This is a genomic window from Pseudomonas xionganensis (genome assembly GCF_009763245.1).
GTDB classification, from domain to species: Bacteria; Pseudomonadota; Gammaproteobacteria; order Pseudomonadales; family Pseudomonadaceae; genus Aquipseudomonas; species Aquipseudomonas xionganensis.
Genome location: NZ_WKJZ01000001.1, coordinates 1255966 through 1271981, shown reverse-complemented (window position 1 = coordinate 1271981; position 16016 = coordinate 1255966). Strand labels below are relative to the sequence as shown.

The 16016-nt window shown below is 62.4% G+C and carries 14 protein-coding genes and 1 pseudogene; 7 read left to right on the top strand and 8 right to left on the bottom strand.

Annotated elements, in window-relative coordinates; all coding sequences use genetic code 11:
- Positions 1-83: 83 nt before the first annotated feature.
- The 4 genes and pseudogenes from GJV18_RS18995 to GJV18_RS05760 all read left to right on the top strand — a co-directional run.
- Positions 84-773 (top strand): annotated as a pseudogene (locus tag GJV18_RS18995) (methyl-accepting chemotaxis protein); the annotation flags it as partial.
- Between the two features lie 165 nt (positions 774-938).
- On the top strand, positions 939-1706 hold the full coding sequence (locus tag GJV18_RS18990; RefSeq protein ID WP_456107190.1) for a methyl-accepting chemotaxis protein: 768 nt from the start codon (positions 939-941) through the stop codon (positions 1704-1706).
- Between the two features lie 190 nt (positions 1707-1896).
- Positions 1897-3018 carry an efflux RND transporter periplasmic adaptor subunit gene (locus tag GJV18_RS05765; protein WP_160343745.1) on the top strand — a complete coding sequence of 374 codons (1122 nt, stop codon included), beginning with the start codon at positions 1897-1899 and terminating at the stop codon, positions 3016-3018.
- 91 nt (positions 3019-3109) lie between these two features.
- Entirely contained in the window at positions 3110-6151 is a 3042-nt protein-coding gene (locus GJV18_RS05760) for a multidrug efflux RND transporter permease subunit (protein WP_160343744.1), read from the top strand.
- A 55-nt stretch (positions 6152-6206) separates the two neighbouring features.
- Here GJV18_RS05760 and GJV18_RS05755 read toward each other — a convergent pair whose 3' ends face one another.
- The 5 genes from GJV18_RS05755 to GJV18_RS05735 form a co-directional block, all read right to left on the bottom strand.
- Positions 6207-6434, bottom strand: coding sequence for a hypothetical protein (locus GJV18_RS05755; RefSeq protein ID WP_160343743.1), 228 nt, complete (start codon positions 6432-6434; stop codon positions 6207-6209).
- Positions 6435-6972: 538 nt separating this feature from the next.
- Positions 6973-8619 (bottom strand): chaperonin GroEL, encoded by a 1647-nt coding sequence (gene groL / locus GJV18_RS05750; RefSeq protein WP_160343742.1) that lies wholly within the window; start codon positions 8617-8619, stop codon positions 6973-6975.
- A gap of 47 nt (positions 8620-8666) precedes the next feature.
- Positions 8667-8960, bottom strand: a complete 294-nt coding sequence (locus GJV18_RS05745; protein WP_160343741.1) for a co-chaperone GroES — start codon at positions 8958-8960, stop codon at positions 8667-8669.
- 219 nt (positions 8961-9179) lie between these two features.
- On the bottom strand, positions 9180-9629 hold the full coding sequence (locus GJV18_RS05740; RefSeq protein WP_160343740.1) for an FxsA family protein: 450 nt from the start codon (positions 9627-9629) through the stop codon (positions 9180-9182).
- Between the two features lie 68 nt (positions 9630-9697).
- A complete protein-coding gene (locus tag GJV18_RS05735) occupies positions 9698-10429 on the bottom strand; it encodes a HugZ family pyridoxamine 5'-phosphate oxidase (protein WP_160343739.1) in 732 nt (243 codons plus the stop codon).
- A gap of 87 nt (positions 10430-10516) precedes the next feature.
- Here GJV18_RS05735 and GJV18_RS05730 point away from each other — a divergent pair, with 87 nt between their 5' ends.
- The gene (locus tag GJV18_RS05730; protein ID WP_160343738.1) at positions 10517-11275 is read left to right on the top strand and encodes an SDR family oxidoreductase; all 759 of its coding nucleotides are present in this window, start codon (positions 10517-10519) and stop codon (positions 11273-11275) included.
- Positions 11276-11323: 48 nt separating this feature from the next.
- On the opposite strand, the gene GJV18_RS05725 is transcribed toward GJV18_RS05730, so the two are convergent.
- A complete protein-coding gene (locus GJV18_RS05725) occupies positions 11324-12322 on the bottom strand; it encodes a DUF481 domain-containing protein (RefSeq protein ID WP_160343737.1) in 999 nt (332 codons plus the stop codon).
- Between the two features lies 1 nt (position 12323).
- On the opposite strand from GJV18_RS05725, the gene GJV18_RS05720 reads away from it, so the two are divergent.
- Positions 12324-12713 (top strand): MGMT family protein, encoded by a 390-nt coding sequence (locus GJV18_RS05720; protein ID WP_160346005.1) that lies wholly within the window; start codon positions 12324-12326, stop codon positions 12711-12713.
- Positions 12714-12814: 101 nt separating this feature from the next.
- Positions 12815-14362, top strand: coding sequence for an AmpG family muropeptide MFS transporter (locus tag GJV18_RS05715; RefSeq protein ID WP_160343736.1), 1548 nt, complete (start codon positions 12815-12817; stop codon positions 14360-14362).
- 38 nt (positions 14363-14400) lie between these two features.
- Here GJV18_RS05715 and GJV18_RS05710 read toward each other — a convergent pair whose 3' ends face one another.
- Positions 14401-15231 (bottom strand): mechanosensitive ion channel family protein, encoded by an 831-nt coding sequence (locus GJV18_RS05710; RefSeq protein WP_160343735.1) that lies wholly within the window; start codon positions 15229-15231, stop codon positions 14401-14403.
- Positions 15232-15490: 259 nt separating this feature from the next.
- Positions 15491-15970 carry a YajQ family cyclic di-GMP-binding protein gene (locus GJV18_RS05705; RefSeq protein ID WP_160343734.1) on the bottom strand — a complete coding sequence of 160 codons (480 nt, stop codon included), beginning with the start codon at positions 15968-15970 and terminating at the stop codon, positions 15491-15493.
- Positions 15971-16016: the final 46 nt, after the last annotated feature.

The following is a 16016-nucleotide window of genomic DNA, read 5'->3' as shown; positions in this document are numbered from 1 at the left end:
GCCATTCTGGCCGAAAGGGATTTCTGCGATAGGCGCCTGCGACGGGCGCCAGATCCTGCATCCAACCTTCAGGGGAACCACCCATGTTTCAGCACTCCCTTCGCGCCCAGATTCTCGCCCTGCTCGGCGGCAGTCTGGCGCTAATCCTGATCACTGCCCTGGCCTGCTTCAGCTTCCTGTCCAGCGGCATGCAAGCCTATCGCGGCCTGCTCGAAGGTCCGCTGGAGGCCTCGCGCCTGGTGGACCAGGCCAACCTGGAGTTCAAGATCCAGGTCCAGGAATGGAAGAACGTATTGCTACGCGGCAGCGACAAAGCGCAGCTGGACAAATTCTGGACCCAGTTCCAGACACAGGAGCAAAAAGTACAAGACTCCCTTGGGCAGTTGCTGTCTCTGCCAAGCGCCGACAGTGCATTAAAGACTCAGGTCGAGGCACTGCGACGCGAACACCAGGCACTCGGCGGCAATTATCGCAAGGGACTGGAAGCATTCTTGGCTGCCGGTGGCGATTCCAAGGTGGGTGATAAAGCGGTATCCGGCATCGATCGGGGCACCAGTGCACAATTGAATGAGTTGGTTGACCAACTGCACGCGCTTAGCCGCCAGCAGGCAACCCAAATAAACGAAAGTGCTGAACGAACCATCCTGTTCGGCACACTGATCATGCTAGGCGCCACCGCCCTGATTGCCCTGTTCAGCCTGTGGCTGGTCAACCGCAACCTGATCAATCCGATTCGCGAACTGATCGAGCATATCGCCCAGCTCAGCCAGGGCAACTTCGCCAAACAGGTGGATGCCAGCCGCCAGGATGAACTGGGCAAGCTGGCCGCTGCGGCCAATATCCTGCGCGACTTTCTTGCCGATACCTTCAATCGCCTCAAGCGCAGCACCAGCGACCTGGATGTGGCCAGCGGCGAGCTGAACAGCATTGCCACTCTGATGGCACAGGGCACCCGCGAGCAGTTCTCGCGCACCGACCAGGTGGCCACCGCCATGCACGAGATGTCCGCCACCGCCCAGGAAGTGGCGCGCCATGCCGCCGAAGCCGCCACGGCGGCGGACGAAGCCGACCACGCGGCACGCAAGGGCGAAACGGTGATGCAGGCCACCATCAAGACCATCACCGATATCCGCGGCGAGATCAGCAACACCTCCGATGTGGTGCGCCGCCTGGAAGCGGACAGCGGGCGGATCGGCAAGGTGCTGGAAGTGATTCGCGGCATTGCCGAGCAGACCAACCTGCTGGCCCTCAACGCCGCCATCGAAGCGGCGCGGGCCGGCGAGCAGGGCCGCGGTTTTGCCGTGGTGGCCGACGAGGTGCGTACCCTGGCCCAGCGCACGGCCGAATCCACCGCCGAGATCCACCAGATCATCGATACGGTGCAGACCGGCGCAGTCAACGCGGTGCGTGCCATCGAAAGCGGCCAGACCCGCAGCGAGGAAGGGGTGACCCAGGTCACCGAGGCCGGCGCCACCTTGCAGCTGATCACAGGCGCGGTGGAGGCCATCCGCGACATGAACCGGCAGATCGCCACCGCCGCCGAGGAACAGACCTCGGTGGCCGAGGATATTTCACGCAACCTCACCGAGATCACCGCCATCGCCACCGCCAACCAGGAGAACGTGCAGCGTACCGAGGCCGCCGGGCAGAACCTGCACAGCCTCTCTGCCCAGCTCAGCGAAGTCACCCAGCGCCTGAGCGCCTGAGTTCGGCGGCAACGCCAGCAAAATGCCAGCTTATGCTGGCATTTTGCTTGAAAAGCAGCTGATCAAGCGGACAGCTTTGCCTGCGCAATCTTTTGCAAATGCGAATCTTTGACAGCCTTGTCCGAGGGGTCTACTGTGCCCCTCTTGCCTATTCCCAGGCCATTCAATCGCCCTGCCAAGGAACCGGAATATGTTGCTCCGTCGCATGCTGATCATGCTCGGCGTCGTGCTTCTCGTGGTACTCGCCCTCGCCGCCTATAAAGGCCTTTCAATCTACCGGGAAATCCAGATGTTCTCGGCGCCGCAGCCTGCGATCAGCGTGGCCGCTGCCACCGCCCAGACGCAGCCCTGGCAGGAGCGCCTGCCGGCCATCGGTACGCTCAAGGCGATTCAGGGCGTGGACCTGACCGTGGAAGTGGGCGGCACCGTGCGCGAGGTGCTGTTCCGCTCAGGCGAACAGGTGCGCCTGGGCCAGCCGCTGATCCAGATGGACAGCGAGGTGGAACAGGCCAGCCTGGCCACGGCTCAGGCGGAGCTGGGCCTGGCCCGGGTCGAATTCGAGCGCGGGCGCAGCCTGGTCAGCCGCCAGAGCATTTCCAAGAGCGAGTTCGACCGCCTCTCAGCCGAGCTGCAGAAAGCCAACGCCAGCGTCGCCCAGTTGCAGGCGCAGCTGGCCAAGAAGCGCATCCTCGCGCCCTTCTCCGGCACCATCGGCATCCGCCAGGTGGATGTCGGCGACTACCTGTCCTCCGGCACCATCATCGCCACCCTGCAGGATCTTTCCGCCCTGTCGGTGGATTTCTTCCTGCCCGAACAGGCCGCACCCAAACTGGCCATAGGCGAAACCGTGCTGCTCAGCGTGGCCGCCTACCCGGGCGAACAGTTCGAGGGGCGCATCACCGCCATCAATCCCAAGGTCGAGGACAACACCCGCAACCTGCAGGCCCGCGCCGAGCTCGCCAACCCGGGCAACAAGCTGCTGCCGGGCATGTTCGCCAACCTGCAGGTCCTGCTGCCACAAACTCCGCAACGGGTGGTGGTGCCGGAAACCGCCCTCACCTACACCCTGTATGGCAACTCGGTCTATGTGATCGAGGAGCAGCCCGCCGAAGGCGACAAGCCGGCCCAGTTGCAGGTGCAGCGACGTTTTGTCGAAACCGGCGAACGGCGCGACGGCCAGGTGGTGGTGCTCAAGGGCCTGAAGGCCGGTGAGCAGGTGGTCAGTGCCGGCCAACTCAAGCTGGATAACGGCGCCCATGTGGCGATAGTCGAGGAAAAGACTCAGCCCGCCGCCGACACCGCCACCCCCTGATCAAAGGCTGTAGGAGCCAGCTTGCTGGCGATCAGGCATAACAACCTATCGCCAGCCTGCCCTACTCCAAGCAATAGCCAAGGACATCGTTATGGCTTTTACCGACCCCTTTATCCGTCGCCCGGTGCTGGCCAGCGTAGTCAGTTTGCTGATCATCCTGCTCGGCCTGCAGGCCTTCAGCAAACTGACCATCCGCCAGTACCCGCAGATGGAAAACGCCCTGATCACCGTGACCACCGCCTACCCCGGGGCCAATGCCGAGACCATCCAGGGCTATATCACCCAGCCCCTGCAGCAGAGCCTGGCCAGCGCCGACGGCATCGATTACATGACCTCGGTGAGTCGGCAGAACCTGTCGATCATCTCCATCTACGCGCGCATCGGCGCCGACAGCGACCGCCTGTTTACCGAGCTGCTGGCCAAGGCCAGCGAGGTGAAGAACCAGCTGCCGGCCGACGCCCAGGACCCGGTGCTGAGCAAGGAGGCGGCCGACTCCACGGCGCTGATGTATATCAGCTTCTTCAGCGACGAGCTGTCCAACCCGCAGATCACCGACTACCTGTCCCGGGTCATCCAGCCCAAGCTGGCGACCCTGCCAGGCATGGCCGAGGCCGAGATCCTCGGCAATCAGGTGTTCGCCATGCGCCTGTGGCTGGACCCGGTAAGGATGGCCGCCTACGGCGTCACCGCCGCCGACGTCAACGATGCCGTGCGCGACTACAACTTCCTCTCCGCCGCCGGCGAGGTAAAGGGTCAGTATGTGGTCACCAGCATCAGCGCCGAAACCGACCTCAAGTCCGCCGAAGCCTTCGCCGCCATCCCGCTCAAGACCCAGGGCGACAGCCGCGTGCTGCTCGGTGACGTGGCGCGGGTGGAAATGGGTGCGGAAAGCTACGACGCGATCAGCTCATTCGACGGCACGCCTTCGGTCTATATCGCCATCAAGGGTACGCCGGGGGCCAACCCGCTGGATGTGATCAAGGAAGTGCGCGGCATCATGCCCTCCCTGGAGGCGCAGCTACCACCCAACCTCAAGGTGTCCATCGCCTACGACGCCACCCTGTTTATCCAGGCCTCCATCGACGAGGTGATGAATACCCTGGGCGAGGCGGTGCTGATCGTCATCGTGGTGGTCTTCCTGTTCCTCGGCGCATTCCGTTCGGTGCTGATCCCGGTGATCACCATCCCCCTGTCGATGATCGGCGTGCTGTTCTTTATGCAGCTGATGGGCTACTCGATCAACCTGCTGACGCTGCTGGCCATGGTGCTGGCCATCGGCCTGGTAGTGGACGACGCCATCGTCGTGGTGGAGAACATCCACCGGCATATCGAGGAGGGCAAGACGCCGTTTGACGCCGCCCTCGAAGGGGCCCGGGAGATTGCCGTACCAGTGGTGTCGATGACCATCACCCTGGCCGCGGTGTACGCCCCCATCGGTTTTCTCGAAGGCCTCACCGGCGCGCTGTTCAAGGAGTTCGCCCTGACCCTGGCCGGCGCCGTGATCATCTCCGGCATCGTCGCCCTGACCCTGTCGCCGATGATGTGCGCCAAGCTGCTGCGCCACGAGGAAAACCCCACGGGCCTGGCGCACCGCCTGGATATGCTGTTCGAGCGCCTGAAAAAGCGCTACCAGCATGCCCTGCACGAGACCCTGAATACCCGCGCGGTGGTACTGGTGTTCGGTCTGATCGTGATGGCGCTGATCCCCGTGCTGCTCAAGTTCACCACCAGCGAACTGGCCCCCGAGGAAGACCAGGGCATCATCTTTATGATCGCCAATGCCCCGCAGCCCACCAACCTGGAGTACCTGAACAAGTACACCGACGAGTTCGTGACCATCTTCAAGGAGTTCCCCGAGTACTACTCCTCCTTCCAGATCAACGGCTTCAATGGCGTGCAATCGGGTATCGGCGGCTTTCTGATGACGCCCTGGAACGAGCGCGAACGCACCCAGATGGAGATTCTCCCCGAGGTCCAGGGCCGGCTGAGCCAGATCCCCGGCCTGCAGATCTTCGGCTTCAACCTGCCCTCCCTGCCCGGCACCGGCAGTGGCCTACCCTTCCAGTTCGTGATCAACACCCCCAATGATTACGAGTCACTGTTGCAGGTGGCCGACCGGGTCAAGCAGAAGGCCATGGCCAGCGGCCAGTTCGCCTTCCTGGAGGTCGACCTGGCCTTCGACAAACCGGAAGTGGTGGTGGAGATCGACCGCGAAAAGGCCGCGCAGATGGGCGTATCCATGCAGGACCTGGGGCTGACCCTGGCCAGCCTGCTGGGTGAAGGCGAGATCAACCGCTTTACCATCGACGGCCGCAGCTACAAGGTGATCGCCCAGGTCGAGCGCGCCTACCGCGATAATCCGGGCTGGCTCGGCAGCTATTACGTGAAGAGCGACAGCGGCGCCATGTTGGCCCTGTCGACCCTGATCAAGGTCAGCGACCGCGCCCGGCCGACCACCCTCAACCAGTTCCAGCAACTCAACTCGGCAATTATCCAGGGCATGCCCATCGTCAGCATGGGCGAGGCCATCGCCACCCTGGAGCAGATCATGGCCGAGGAAGCGCCGGCCGGCTTCGCCTACGACTTCGCCAGCGCGGCGCGCCAGTATGTGCAGGAGGGCAGCGCCCTGTACCTGACCTTCGGCCTGGCCCTGGCGTTGATCTTCCTGGTGCTGGCGGCGCAGTTCGAGAGCTTCCGTGACCCCTTGGTGATCCTGGTGACCGTGCCGCTGTCGATCTGCGGCGCCCTGGTGCCGCTGTTCCTCGGTTTTTCCACGATGAACATCTACACCCAGGTGGGCCTGGTGACCCTGATCGGCCTGATCACCAAGCACGGCATCCTGATCGTCGAGTTCGCCAACCAGCTGCGCCGCGAGAAGGGCCTGTCACGCCGCGCCGCGGTGGAGGAAGCCGCCGCCATCCGCCTGCGCCCGGTGCTGATGACCACTGCGGCCATGGTCTTCGCCATGGTGCCGCTGATCCTGGCCAGCGGGGCCGGGGCGGTCAGCCGCTTCGATATCGGCCTGGTGATCGCCACCGGCATGACCGTCGGCACTGCCTTTACCCTGTTCGTCCTGCCCTGCGTCTACAGCCTGCTGGCCAAGCCGGATGCAGCGCAGCCCAGGGCAGCATGAGTTAGCCCTAAAACAAAAAAGCCCTGAGTGATCAGGGCTTTTTCATTCTATGGGGCTACTGACTGCCTTGCAGGCCTTGCGACAGGCCGAAGATAAACAACAGCAGGTCTTCATCGGGGCGCGTGGCCGCACTATCCGTATGGGCCTTGGGCGCCAGGGGCTCAAGCCCCCTGTCTAGCTCGCTGACCACCTGCATACCCGGTTCGTGCCAGGAGGCCGCGGCCAGGGATGCCACGCCCAGCGCAGCAACAAGAAACAAACCTCGTGCGATTTCTAACTTCATCACTGCAACCTCTTGAAAGCGCTGCCAAACGCTCATTGCTTACCCTAGATCACGAATGACGCAGACGTCGTTTCTATCGACGAATGGTCGCATTGGCCGGGCGCGCCCGACGGATCCAACTCAGATCATCCTGATCATCGACAAAGACTCCAGCCCTGCTTGGAGCACACGCCAGGCAAAGGGTTCCCCTGCAATCTGCGCAAAGGCCTGCATTGCGGGCAGTAACACCCATGCAGTCACCTATCTGCCCAATTGCTGAGCACCTGCAGACAGCCGCAGGCGCCAACCTGGCCACCTGCACAGCCCTGGGCTGGTACAGGCAAAACCGCGTCGTAGAGCACATCCAGGTGAGGGAACGACAAACCAGAAGCCGGGCATCAGGCCAATGTCCAGGCAGAAGACAGGCCCCAATCCAGAGGCCGGGGTAATCGAAAGCAATTACCGTACCTTTTTGCTGGTCGGTTTTTTATAACCCATAAATATGAAAACCCCGCGACAAGCGCGGGGTTTTCGGTACAGCAAAGGATGCCGGGCTGGCTTACATCATGCCGCCCATGCCACCCATACCGCCCATGCCGCCCATATCCGGCATGGCCGGGGCCTTGTCGTCAGCCGCGTCGGCCACCATGGCCTCGGTGGTGATCATCAGACCGCCGATGGAGGCAGCAGCCTGCAGGGCCGAACGGGTCACCTTGGCCGGGTCGAGAATACCCATCTCGATCATGTCGCCGTAGGTGTCGGTGGCCGCGTTGAAACCGAAGTTGCCGGAGCCCTGCTTGACCTTGTCGACCACCACGCTCGGCTCGCCGCCGGCGTTGGCGACGATCTGGCGCAGCGGTGCTTCGACAGCGCGGCGCAGCAGAGCGATACCGACGTTCTGGTCATCGTTGTCGCCTTTCAGCTCGTCGATGGCCTGCAGGGCGCGCACCAGGGCCACACCACCGCCAGGTACCACGCCTTCTTCAACGGCTGCACGGGTGGCGTGCAGGGCGTCTTCGACACGGGCCTTCTTCTCTTTCATCTCGACTTCGGTGGCAGCGCCAACCTTGATCACGGCAACACCGCCAGCCAGCTTGGCCAGACGCTCTTGCAGCTTCTCCTTGTCGTAGTCGGAGGTGGTGTCTTCGACCTGCTTGCGGATCTGCGCAACACGGGCTTCGATGTCGGCCTGGGCACCCGCACCATCGATGATGGTGGTGTTGTCCTTGTTCAGTACGACGCGCTTGGCGTTACCCAGGTGCTCCAGGGTGGCGCCTTCCAGGGACAGACCGACTTCTTCGGAGATGACGGTACCGCCGGTGAGGATGGCGATGTCCTGCAGCATGGCCTTGCGGCGGTCGCCGAAGCCCGGCGCTTTGACGGCAGCGACTTTAACGATGCCGCGCATGTTGTTCACAACCAGAGTCGCCAGGGCTTCGCCTTCAACGTCTTCGGCAACGATCAGCAGCGGACGACCGGCCTTGGCCACAGCTTCCAGAACCGGCAGCAGTTCGCGGATGTTGCTGATCTTCTTGTCCACCAGCAGCAGCAGAGGGCTTTCCAGCTCGGCAACCATGGTGTCCGGCTTGTTGATGAAGTACGGGGACAGGTAGCCACGGTCGAACTGCATGCCTTCAACCACGGACAGTTCGTTTTCCAGGCCCGAGCCTTCTTCAACGGTGATCACGCCTTCTTTACCGACCTTCTCCATGGCTTCGGCAATGATGTCGCCGATGGAATTGTCGGAGTTGGCGGAGATGGTGCCGACCTGGGCGATGGCCTTGGTGTCGGTGCACGGCTTGGCCAGCTCTTTGAGCTGGGCGACGATGGCGATGGTGGCCTTGTCGATGCCGCGCTTCAGATCCATCGGGTTCATGCCGGCAGCGACCGACTTCAGGCCTTCATTGACGATGGCCTGGGCCAGAACGGTGGCGGTGGTGGTGCCGTCACCAGCCTGGTCGTTGGCGCGCGAGGCGACGTCCTTGACCAGCTGGGCGCCCATGTTCTCGAAGGCGTCTTTCAGTTCGATTTCCTTGGCAACCGATACACCGTCTTTGGTGATGGTCGGGGCGCCGAAGGACTTGGCCAGTACCACGTTACGGCCTTTCGGGCCGAGGGTGGCTTTAACGGCATCAGCCAGTACGTTTACGCCGGTGAGCATTTTCTTGCGGGCGGAATCGCCGAATTTGACTTCTTTAGCAGCCATGGAAATTGATCCTCAATTCTTGACGGTTAAACGGAATGTGCTGCGAATCAGGCTTCGATGACGGCGAGAATTTCGCTCTCACCCATGACCAGCAGGTCTTCGCCGTCGACCTTGATGGTGTTGCTGCCGGAGTAAGGGCCGAATACCACCTTGTCACCGACCTTGACGGCCAGGGCACGGACTTCGCCATTGTCCAGCACGCGACCGGTACCGACGGCGACGATCTCGCCCTGGTTCGGCTTCTCGGCAGCGGAGCCCGGCAGCACGATGCCGCCTGCGGTCTTGGTTTCTTCTTCGCTGCGACGGATTACGACGCGGTCATGCAGAGGACGAAGCTTCATTGTCGATCTCTCCCAATAAGTTGTTTACATCAGCCGATGCAGTCATCGGCGGGTTGGCAAAGTCCGGCGGGGCCGGTAGCGCGACGCGCGGGCGTCGCGCAGAAGTCTGATTTCTGCCGTTGCCGGCAAAAAACCTTGCGGTGACCGCTACATAAGGGCGGCCCGGGGGATTTCAAGGGCGGGGGAAATATTTTTTAACGGCAGACGAGGGGCCGCGACTCAGTCACGGCGCTCGTATTCGCCTTCCAGCACCTGGGCCCGGCTCGGCCCGGTACGCCCGGCCTGCTCATCGAAGAAGGCGCGCTGACGCAGCGCCTGCTCTTCCATGCGCTGCTGCAGACGACTGAGCAGCAGCTGACGGGTAAAGGGCAGCAGGCAGACCAGTCCCAACAGGTCGCTGATAAATCCGGGCAGCAGCAGCAAGCCGCCACCCACCGCAATCAGCAGGCCACCGAGCATTTCCTGCTCGGGGGCTTCGCCCCGGGCCAGGCGCTCGCGCACGCGCAACGCGGTGGCAAGACCCGCCACGCGCCAGACCAGACCACCTGCGAGCATGCCGGCAATCACCAGCAGCAACGTCGGCAGCACACCAATGGCGCTGCCCACCTGAATCAGCACGGCAAGCTCAAGAAAAGGGAACAGCAGGAACAACAGAAGAAAAACACGCATGAACGGAGGGTTCCTTGGCGCAAGACAGGCTTGCTGTAGAAGGTTAAGTAAGGGGCAAAACGCTTAAATCAAGCTGAAACCTGACCAGCGGTCGGCCAGACCTCGGCCTGGGCCAGTTGCACCAGCGCCTGACGCACCGCCCCCGGGTTGCTGCAGGCTGCGGGGAAGGCCAGCCAATACAGGCTCTGGCCGATACGCAGGTGAAAGCCTTCGCTATCGATACCCACCAGTTGCGCCGGCTCATGGGCGGGCAAGCCGGCCAGTGCGACATAGTGGGCAATGGCGCGAGCATGATCGCTGTTCATATGCTCAAGCATGCCGGCTTCGCTCTCACCGGCAAAGGGGTTGGCCAGGGCCACCTGCTCCAGCCAGTGGATGGCGCCAAAACCGCCGATATAACGCCAGCGTACCGGCTCAAGTACCCAGAAATCGAAGTCATGCACCCGGTGGTAGTCCGCCGACTGCGGGAAATAGCGGTAATAGCGCCGGGCCGCCGCCTCGATCTCGTTCTCGTCCTGCAACGGCCGCGCCTCGGCCAGCAGGGTCAGACGCCCCACCGCCTGAATATCCTCGGCGCCCCGCTCGCCCACCAGCAGCGAGCATTTGCCGTCCAGCCTGAGGTTATGGGTGTGCTGGGCAATCCGGCTGATCAGGATCAGCGGCCGACCCTCGGCATCCAGGCAATAGGGCACCACCGAGCCGAAGGGAAAGCCCGGCATGGCCTTGGAATGGGTGCTGAGCACGCCACGGTATTCCTTGAGAAGCAATTCTCGGGCATGCTTGCCGGCTTTCACGCTCACCTTATGACTCCTTGCACAGAATCCGTCATAAACGGACAGGCTTTTATAAGCAGCAAGGTTACACCACACCACTTGAGGGGATAAGCGATGCAACTCAAAGACAAAGTGATCATCATCACCGGCGGCTGTCAGGGCCTGGGCCGCGCCATGGCCGAGTACCTGGCCGACAAGGGCGCCAAGCTGGCCCTGGTGGACCTCAACCAGGAGCGTCTGGACGAAGCCGTAGCCGCCTGCCAGGCCAAGGGTGTGGAAGCCCGCGCCTACCTGTGCAACGTCGCCAACGAGGAGCAGGTGACCCACACCGTGGGCCAGATCGCCGAAGATTTCGGCGCCATCAACGGCCTGGTCAACAACGCCGGCATCCTGCGTGACGGCATGACCATCAAGGTCAAGGACGGCGAAATCACCAAGCTGAGCCTGGCCCAGTGGCAGTCGGTGATCGACGTCAACCTGACCGGCGTGTTCCTCTGCACCCGCGAAGTGGCGGCGAAGATGATCGAGCTGAAGAACGAAGGCGCCATCATCAACATCTCCTCCATCTCCCGCGCCGGCAATATCGGCCAGGCCAACTACTCCGCGGCCAAGGCCGGCGTCGCCGCCGACACCGTGGTCTGGGCCAAGGAGCTGGCACGTTACGGCATCCGTGTGGCCGGCGTGGCCCCGGGCTTTATCGAGACCGAAATGGTCGCCAGCATGAAGCCCGAAGCCCTGGAGAAGATGACCTCCGGCATCCCGCTCAAGCGCATGGGCAAACCGGCCGAGATCGCTCACTCGGTGGCCTATATCCTGGAAAACGACTACTACACCGGTCGTATCCTGGAGCTGGATGGTGGCCTGCGCCTGTAAGCCCTTCTGCGGCAGCCTCAGGGCATGTACCTGGGGCTGGCGCGATGGCTACCAGCCCACACCGATCCCCAGCAGGTAACGTCGCTCACTGGTGCTCTGCCCCAGGCCACGGGCGGCGTCCAGCTCATAGAGCAGCGATAGCCGGGCCCACTCATTCACGCGATAGCGCAGCCCCGCCTCGGCATCGAACACGTAATCCACCTCCTCGATATCCGGCAATTGCAGCTCCGCCGTGCTGTAGAGCTCCAGCCGGGTGCCCCAGAGCAAGCGCTTGTAGTCCCATTCCAGCCCATAGGTATTGAAGCTCAGCTCACCTTCGGCACTGCGCAACTGGACGCGATTGAGCTGGGCAATCATGTCGAAACGCCCCAGTTCGGTATCCCAGAAGCGATAACCCGGCCCCGTGCCCAGGGTACGCTGGCGATTGAGGAAGGCGAATTCGTCTTCGTCATGCCCGGCCCCGGCGCGCCAGAACCAGTGCTCGTCGATAAAGCGGTCGAGGTCATACTCCAGCTGCCAGTTATCGGCGGTCTTCACATCATTCTTGACCTTGCGCTCCAGCTCGCCACTGAGCACATGGCGCCAGCGCCCATGTTCGACACGGGTATTGCCCTTGACCTTCCACTCATCGGTTTCGCTGCTGTCGCGTTTCATATCCAGCTTGGCGTCCAGGTTGCCCTCGATGACTCGATCGCTGAGCACCGCCTTGGGAGGCACCAGCCGGTTGATGCTGCCCAGGGCAATGGTTTGACTGCTGCCGTTGACCAGTCGCACCATGCCCTGGCCGGCCGCTTCCAGGCGCTCGCTGTGTTCACTCTCGAAGCCCTGGCGGCGCACCAGCATCGGCTGGTCCGAACGCAGCGTGTCAATATCCTTCCAGGCGATCAGCACCTGGCCGGCATAGCGGGTCTTCAAGGCCAGCTTGCCGCCGTCAAGCAGGATGATCTCGCCCGTCAAGCGGTCACCATTGCGCAACCAGACCGTATCGGCCACTACAGGGGTTGCCAGCACAGCAAGCAGCACGGACGAGAGGAAACGTAACAACATGATGGGAAAGCCTGAACGGGAAGCGAAATCGGGCGGCAAGGATGCCGCGACACGCCACTCGCCAGCAAGCCAGGATGAACGCCTGAATGCGCTCTATAGCGTGCTCGCACAGATACCTTGCGGCCGGGTCATCAGCTACGGCCAGCTGGCCCAGCTGGCCGGCCTGGGCCGCGCCGCACGCTGGGTCGGCCGCACCCTGAGCCAGTTACCCGAGGGCAGCACCCTGCCCTGGCACCGGGTGATCGCGGCGGGCGGACGCCTCAGTCTGCCGGCCGGCAGCCCCAGCGGTGACGAGCAACGGGCACGATTGGCCGCCGAAGGTGTCCTTATCCATAACCAACGCGTGGATATGCGACGACATGGCTGGCATCCGACAGAGCACAACAGTTAGAGTGCGCCCTGAGCAGGGATGTCATGCCAGTCAGCCTGCCAGGGGTCTGTCCTGTTGGCAGCCGCGTTTGATCAACCCTTATCAAGGCCGATACCTGCTCAATGCCTCGTAAAAGCTGGCGCGAAGCCCTCGCCGCCTATTCCAGCCCTTCCACCCTGGTTCTGCTGCTGCTCGGTTTTGCCGCCGGCCTGCCGTATATGCTGGTGTTCTCCACCCTCTCGGTGTGGCTGCGTGAGGCCGGCGTGGCCCGCGAGACCATCGGCTTCGCCAGCCTGATCGGCCTGGCCTATGCCTTCAAGTGGGTCTGGTCACCGCTGCTCGACCAGTGGCGCCTGCCGATCCTCGGCCGCCTGGGCCGCCGACGCTCCTGGCTGGTGCTGTCACAGATTCTGATCGCCATCGGTCTGGCCGGCATGGCCCTGTGCGACCCGCAGACCCACCTGACCTGGCTGATCTCCCTGGCCGTGCTGGTGGCCTTCGCCTCGGCCACCCAGGACATTGCAGTGGACGCCTATCGCCTGGAGATCGTCGACAACACGCGCCAGGCTGCCCTGGCCGCCAGCTATATGGCCGGCTACCGGGTCGCGGCCCTGCTGGCCACCGCCGGCGCCCTGTATTTTGCCGAAGGCTTCGGCTCCACCGCCCAGCTTTACCAGCATGGCGCCTGGACCGGCACCTATCTGCTGTTTGCCCTGCTGATGCTGCCCGGCCTGCTCACCAGCCTGTGGATGCGCGAGCCGGACGTACCGCTGCAGACCCAGCTGGCCGCGGCCCGCTATGGCTTTACCCACCAGATCGTCTCGGTACTGGTGCTGATCGTGCTGCTGGTATCGGTACCGGCCATGTTCACCCAGTTCTTCCATACCGATTTCGCTAGCGTGCTGCGCGGCGAAGCCAGCCTGCTCGACCTGTTGCTGGAAGATCGCGCCTTCCTGCGCGCCCTGCTCTACACCATCCTCACCGGCCTGTGCCTGTCGACCATGGGTCGCCGCGGCCTGGCGCCGGTGCTGACGCCGATCAACGACTTTGTCGTGCGCTACCGCTGGCAGGCCTTTCTGCTACTGGGGCTGATCGCCACCTACCGCATGTCGGATACGGTGATGGGGGTCATGGCCAACGTCTTCTATATCGACCAGGGCTTTACCAAGGATCAGATCGCCAGCGTCAGCAAGCTGTTCGGCCTGGTCATGACCCTGATCGGTGCGGGCGTCGGCGGCCTGCTGATCGTGCGTTTCGGCATCATGCCGATCCTGTTTATCGGCGGGGCAAGCGCGGCGGCCACCAACCTGCTGTTTATGTTGCTGGTCAGCATGGGCGCCGACCTGCAGATGCTGATCGTGACCATCTCGGCGGACAACTTCAGCGCCGGCCTGGCCACTGCGGCTTTCGTCGCCTACCTGTCGAGCCTGACCAACCTGCAGTTCTCCGCCACCCAGTACGCCCTGCTCAGCTCCATCATGCTCCTGCTGCCACGTCTGCTGGGCGGCTATTCCGGGGTGGTGGTGGAGAAGTTCGGCTACGAGCAGTTCTTTATCATCACCGCCCTGCTGGGCGTGCCAACCCTGCTCCTGATCCTGTTGCAGTGGCGCCGCCAGGGCCCTCATCAGGCCAATGGCGAGGCGCCCGGCACCGCGCCGGAAAAAGCCTGATCCCCCATGAAAAAGCCCCGCTATTGCGGGGCTTTTCTTCAACCATTGCTCTGCACCAGATGCACCACCCGCTGCGGGAAGGGAATACCGATGCCGGCCTCGGTCAGTCGCTCCTTGGCCAGCTCGGTGAACTCGAAGGTCACCGGCCAGAAGTCTGCGGTACTCACCCAGACCCGCAGGGACAGGTTGATGGCGCTATCGCCCAGGCCGGTGACAAATACAACCGGCGCCGGATCACGCTGCACCCGTGGGTCCTCGGCGATTTTCAGCAGCACCTCGCGGGCAGTCTTGATATCGCTGGAGTAGTCGATACCCAGGTTGATATCGGCGCGGCGCACAGGCTCGCGGGAATAATTGGTGATATGGCCATTGGACAGGCTGCCATTGGGCACGATGACCACCTTGTTATCGGCGGTTTTCAGGGTGGTATGGAAGATATGGATGCTGTCCACACTCCCGGATACACCCTGAGCCTCGATCCAGTCGCCGGAACGGAAGGGCCGGAACAACATGATCAGCACACCACCGGCGAAGTTGGCCAGGCTGCCCTGCAGGGCCAGGCCAATGGCCAGGCCGGCCGCACCGATCATGGCGATAAAGGAGGTGGTTTCCACCCCGACCATGGAGGCCACGCTGATCAACAGCAGCACCTTGAGCACGATGCCGGCCAGGCTGCAGATAAAGCTGTGCAGCACACGGTCGACGTTACGCCCATCCATCAGGCCACCGACCTTGGCCACCAGGGTATTGATCAGCCACCAGCCCAGCAGCAAGGTCAGTGCTGCCAGGGCCAGCTGTGCAGCGTATTGCATCAGCACCGGCAACCAGGCCTCAGACATTTTCAACACTTGCTCTACATTTATTTCCATCCAGCTATTCCTCCAATTCCATAAAAAGCTACCTGCAGCCGTTTAAACCCCACATAGAGACAGCACACAGACTTGAGCACCCTAGATGACAGCCCAGCAAAAATGGCCTGGAGCCATTTTTAACGTCGCCTGCGACGGCCCGCAGGGTGGGCGCCATGGATGGCAGCCCATAAAATGCAAACGCCATGGCAAGCCATGGCGCTTTAACAGGGTACCTTTTTTGCGACGCCCGCAGGGCCACAAGGTTCCCCCGGGGTTATCAGTCGCGGAAGTTATTGAACTGCAGCGGCATACCGAAATCCTTGGCGCGCAAATTGGCGATCACTTCCTGCAGGTCATCGCGCTTCTTGCCGGTGATGCGTACCTGCTCACCCTGAATGGCCGCCTGGACCTTGAGCTTGCTGTCCTTGATATGAGCAACAATCTTCTTGGCCAGCTCCTTGTCGATGCCTTCACGCAGGATCACCTCCTGTTTGACACTCTTGCCAGAGGGGTAGGCATCCTTGAATTCCAGACACTGAATATCGATTTTGCGCTTGACCAGGCTGAGCTTGAGAATCTCGACCATCTGCTCCAGCTGGAAGTCCGCATCGGCGGTCAGGTTGACAGTCAGCTCTTTCAGTTCAAAACTTCCCTTACCACGCAGGTCGTAACGGCGCTCAAGTTCCTTGATCGCGTTGTCCACCGCATTGGTGACTTCATGTTTGTCCAGTTCGGACACCACATCGAATGAGGGCATGGATTCTCTCCTTACTAAACGGCGCTACCCCTGTCACGATTGGGGC

Excerpts from the sequence above, each read along its gene's own strand:
- GJV18_RS18990 (WP_456107190.1), top strand. The coding sequence starts at position 939 with ATGGCACAGGGCACCCGCGAGCAGTTCTCGCGCACCGACCAGGTGGCC.
- GJV18_RS05765 (WP_160343745.1), top strand. The coding sequence starts at position 1,897 with ATGTTGCTCCGTCGCATGCTGATCATGCTCGGCGTCGTGCTTCTCGTG.
- GJV18_RS05760 (WP_160343744.1), top strand. The coding sequence starts at position 3,110 with ATGGCTTTTACCGACCCCTTTATCCGTCGCCCGGTGCTGGCCAGCGTA.
- GJV18_RS05755 (WP_160343743.1), bottom strand. The coding sequence starts at position 6,434 with ATGAAGTTAGAAATCGCACGAGGTTTGTTTCTTGTTGCTGCGCTGGGC.
- groL (WP_160343742.1), bottom strand. The coding sequence starts at position 8,619 with ATGGCTGCTAAAGAAGTCAAATTCGGCGATTCCGCCCGCAAGAAAATG.
- GJV18_RS05745 (WP_160343741.1), bottom strand. The coding sequence starts at position 8,960 with ATGAAGCTTCGTCCTCTGCATGACCGCGTCGTAATCCGTCGCAGCGAA.
- GJV18_RS05740 (WP_160343740.1), bottom strand. The coding sequence starts at position 9,629 with ATGCGTGTTTTTCTTCTGTTGTTCCTGCTGTTCCCTTTTCTTGAGCTT.
- GJV18_RS05730 (WP_160343738.1), top strand. The coding sequence starts at position 10,517 with ATGCAACTCAAAGACAAAGTGATCATCATCACCGGCGGCTGTCAGGGC.
- GJV18_RS05725 (WP_160343737.1), bottom strand. The coding sequence starts at position 12,322 with ATGTTGTTACGTTTCCTCTCGTCCGTGCTGCTTGCTGTGCTGGCAACC.
- GJV18_RS05720 (WP_160346005.1), top strand. The coding sequence starts at position 12,324 with ATGGGAAAGCCTGAACGGGAAGCGAAATCGGGCGGCAAGGATGCCGCG.
- GJV18_RS05715 (WP_160343736.1), top strand. The coding sequence starts at position 12,815 with ATGCCTCGTAAAAGCTGGCGCGAAGCCCTCGCCGCCTATTCCAGCCCT.
- GJV18_RS05710 (WP_160343735.1), bottom strand. The coding sequence starts at position 15,231 with ATGGAAATAAATGTAGAGCAAGTGTTGAAAATGTCTGAGGCCTGGTTG.
- GJV18_RS05705 (WP_160343734.1), bottom strand. The coding sequence starts at position 15,970 with ATGCCCTCATTCGATGTGGTGTCCGAACTGGACAAACATGAAGTCACC.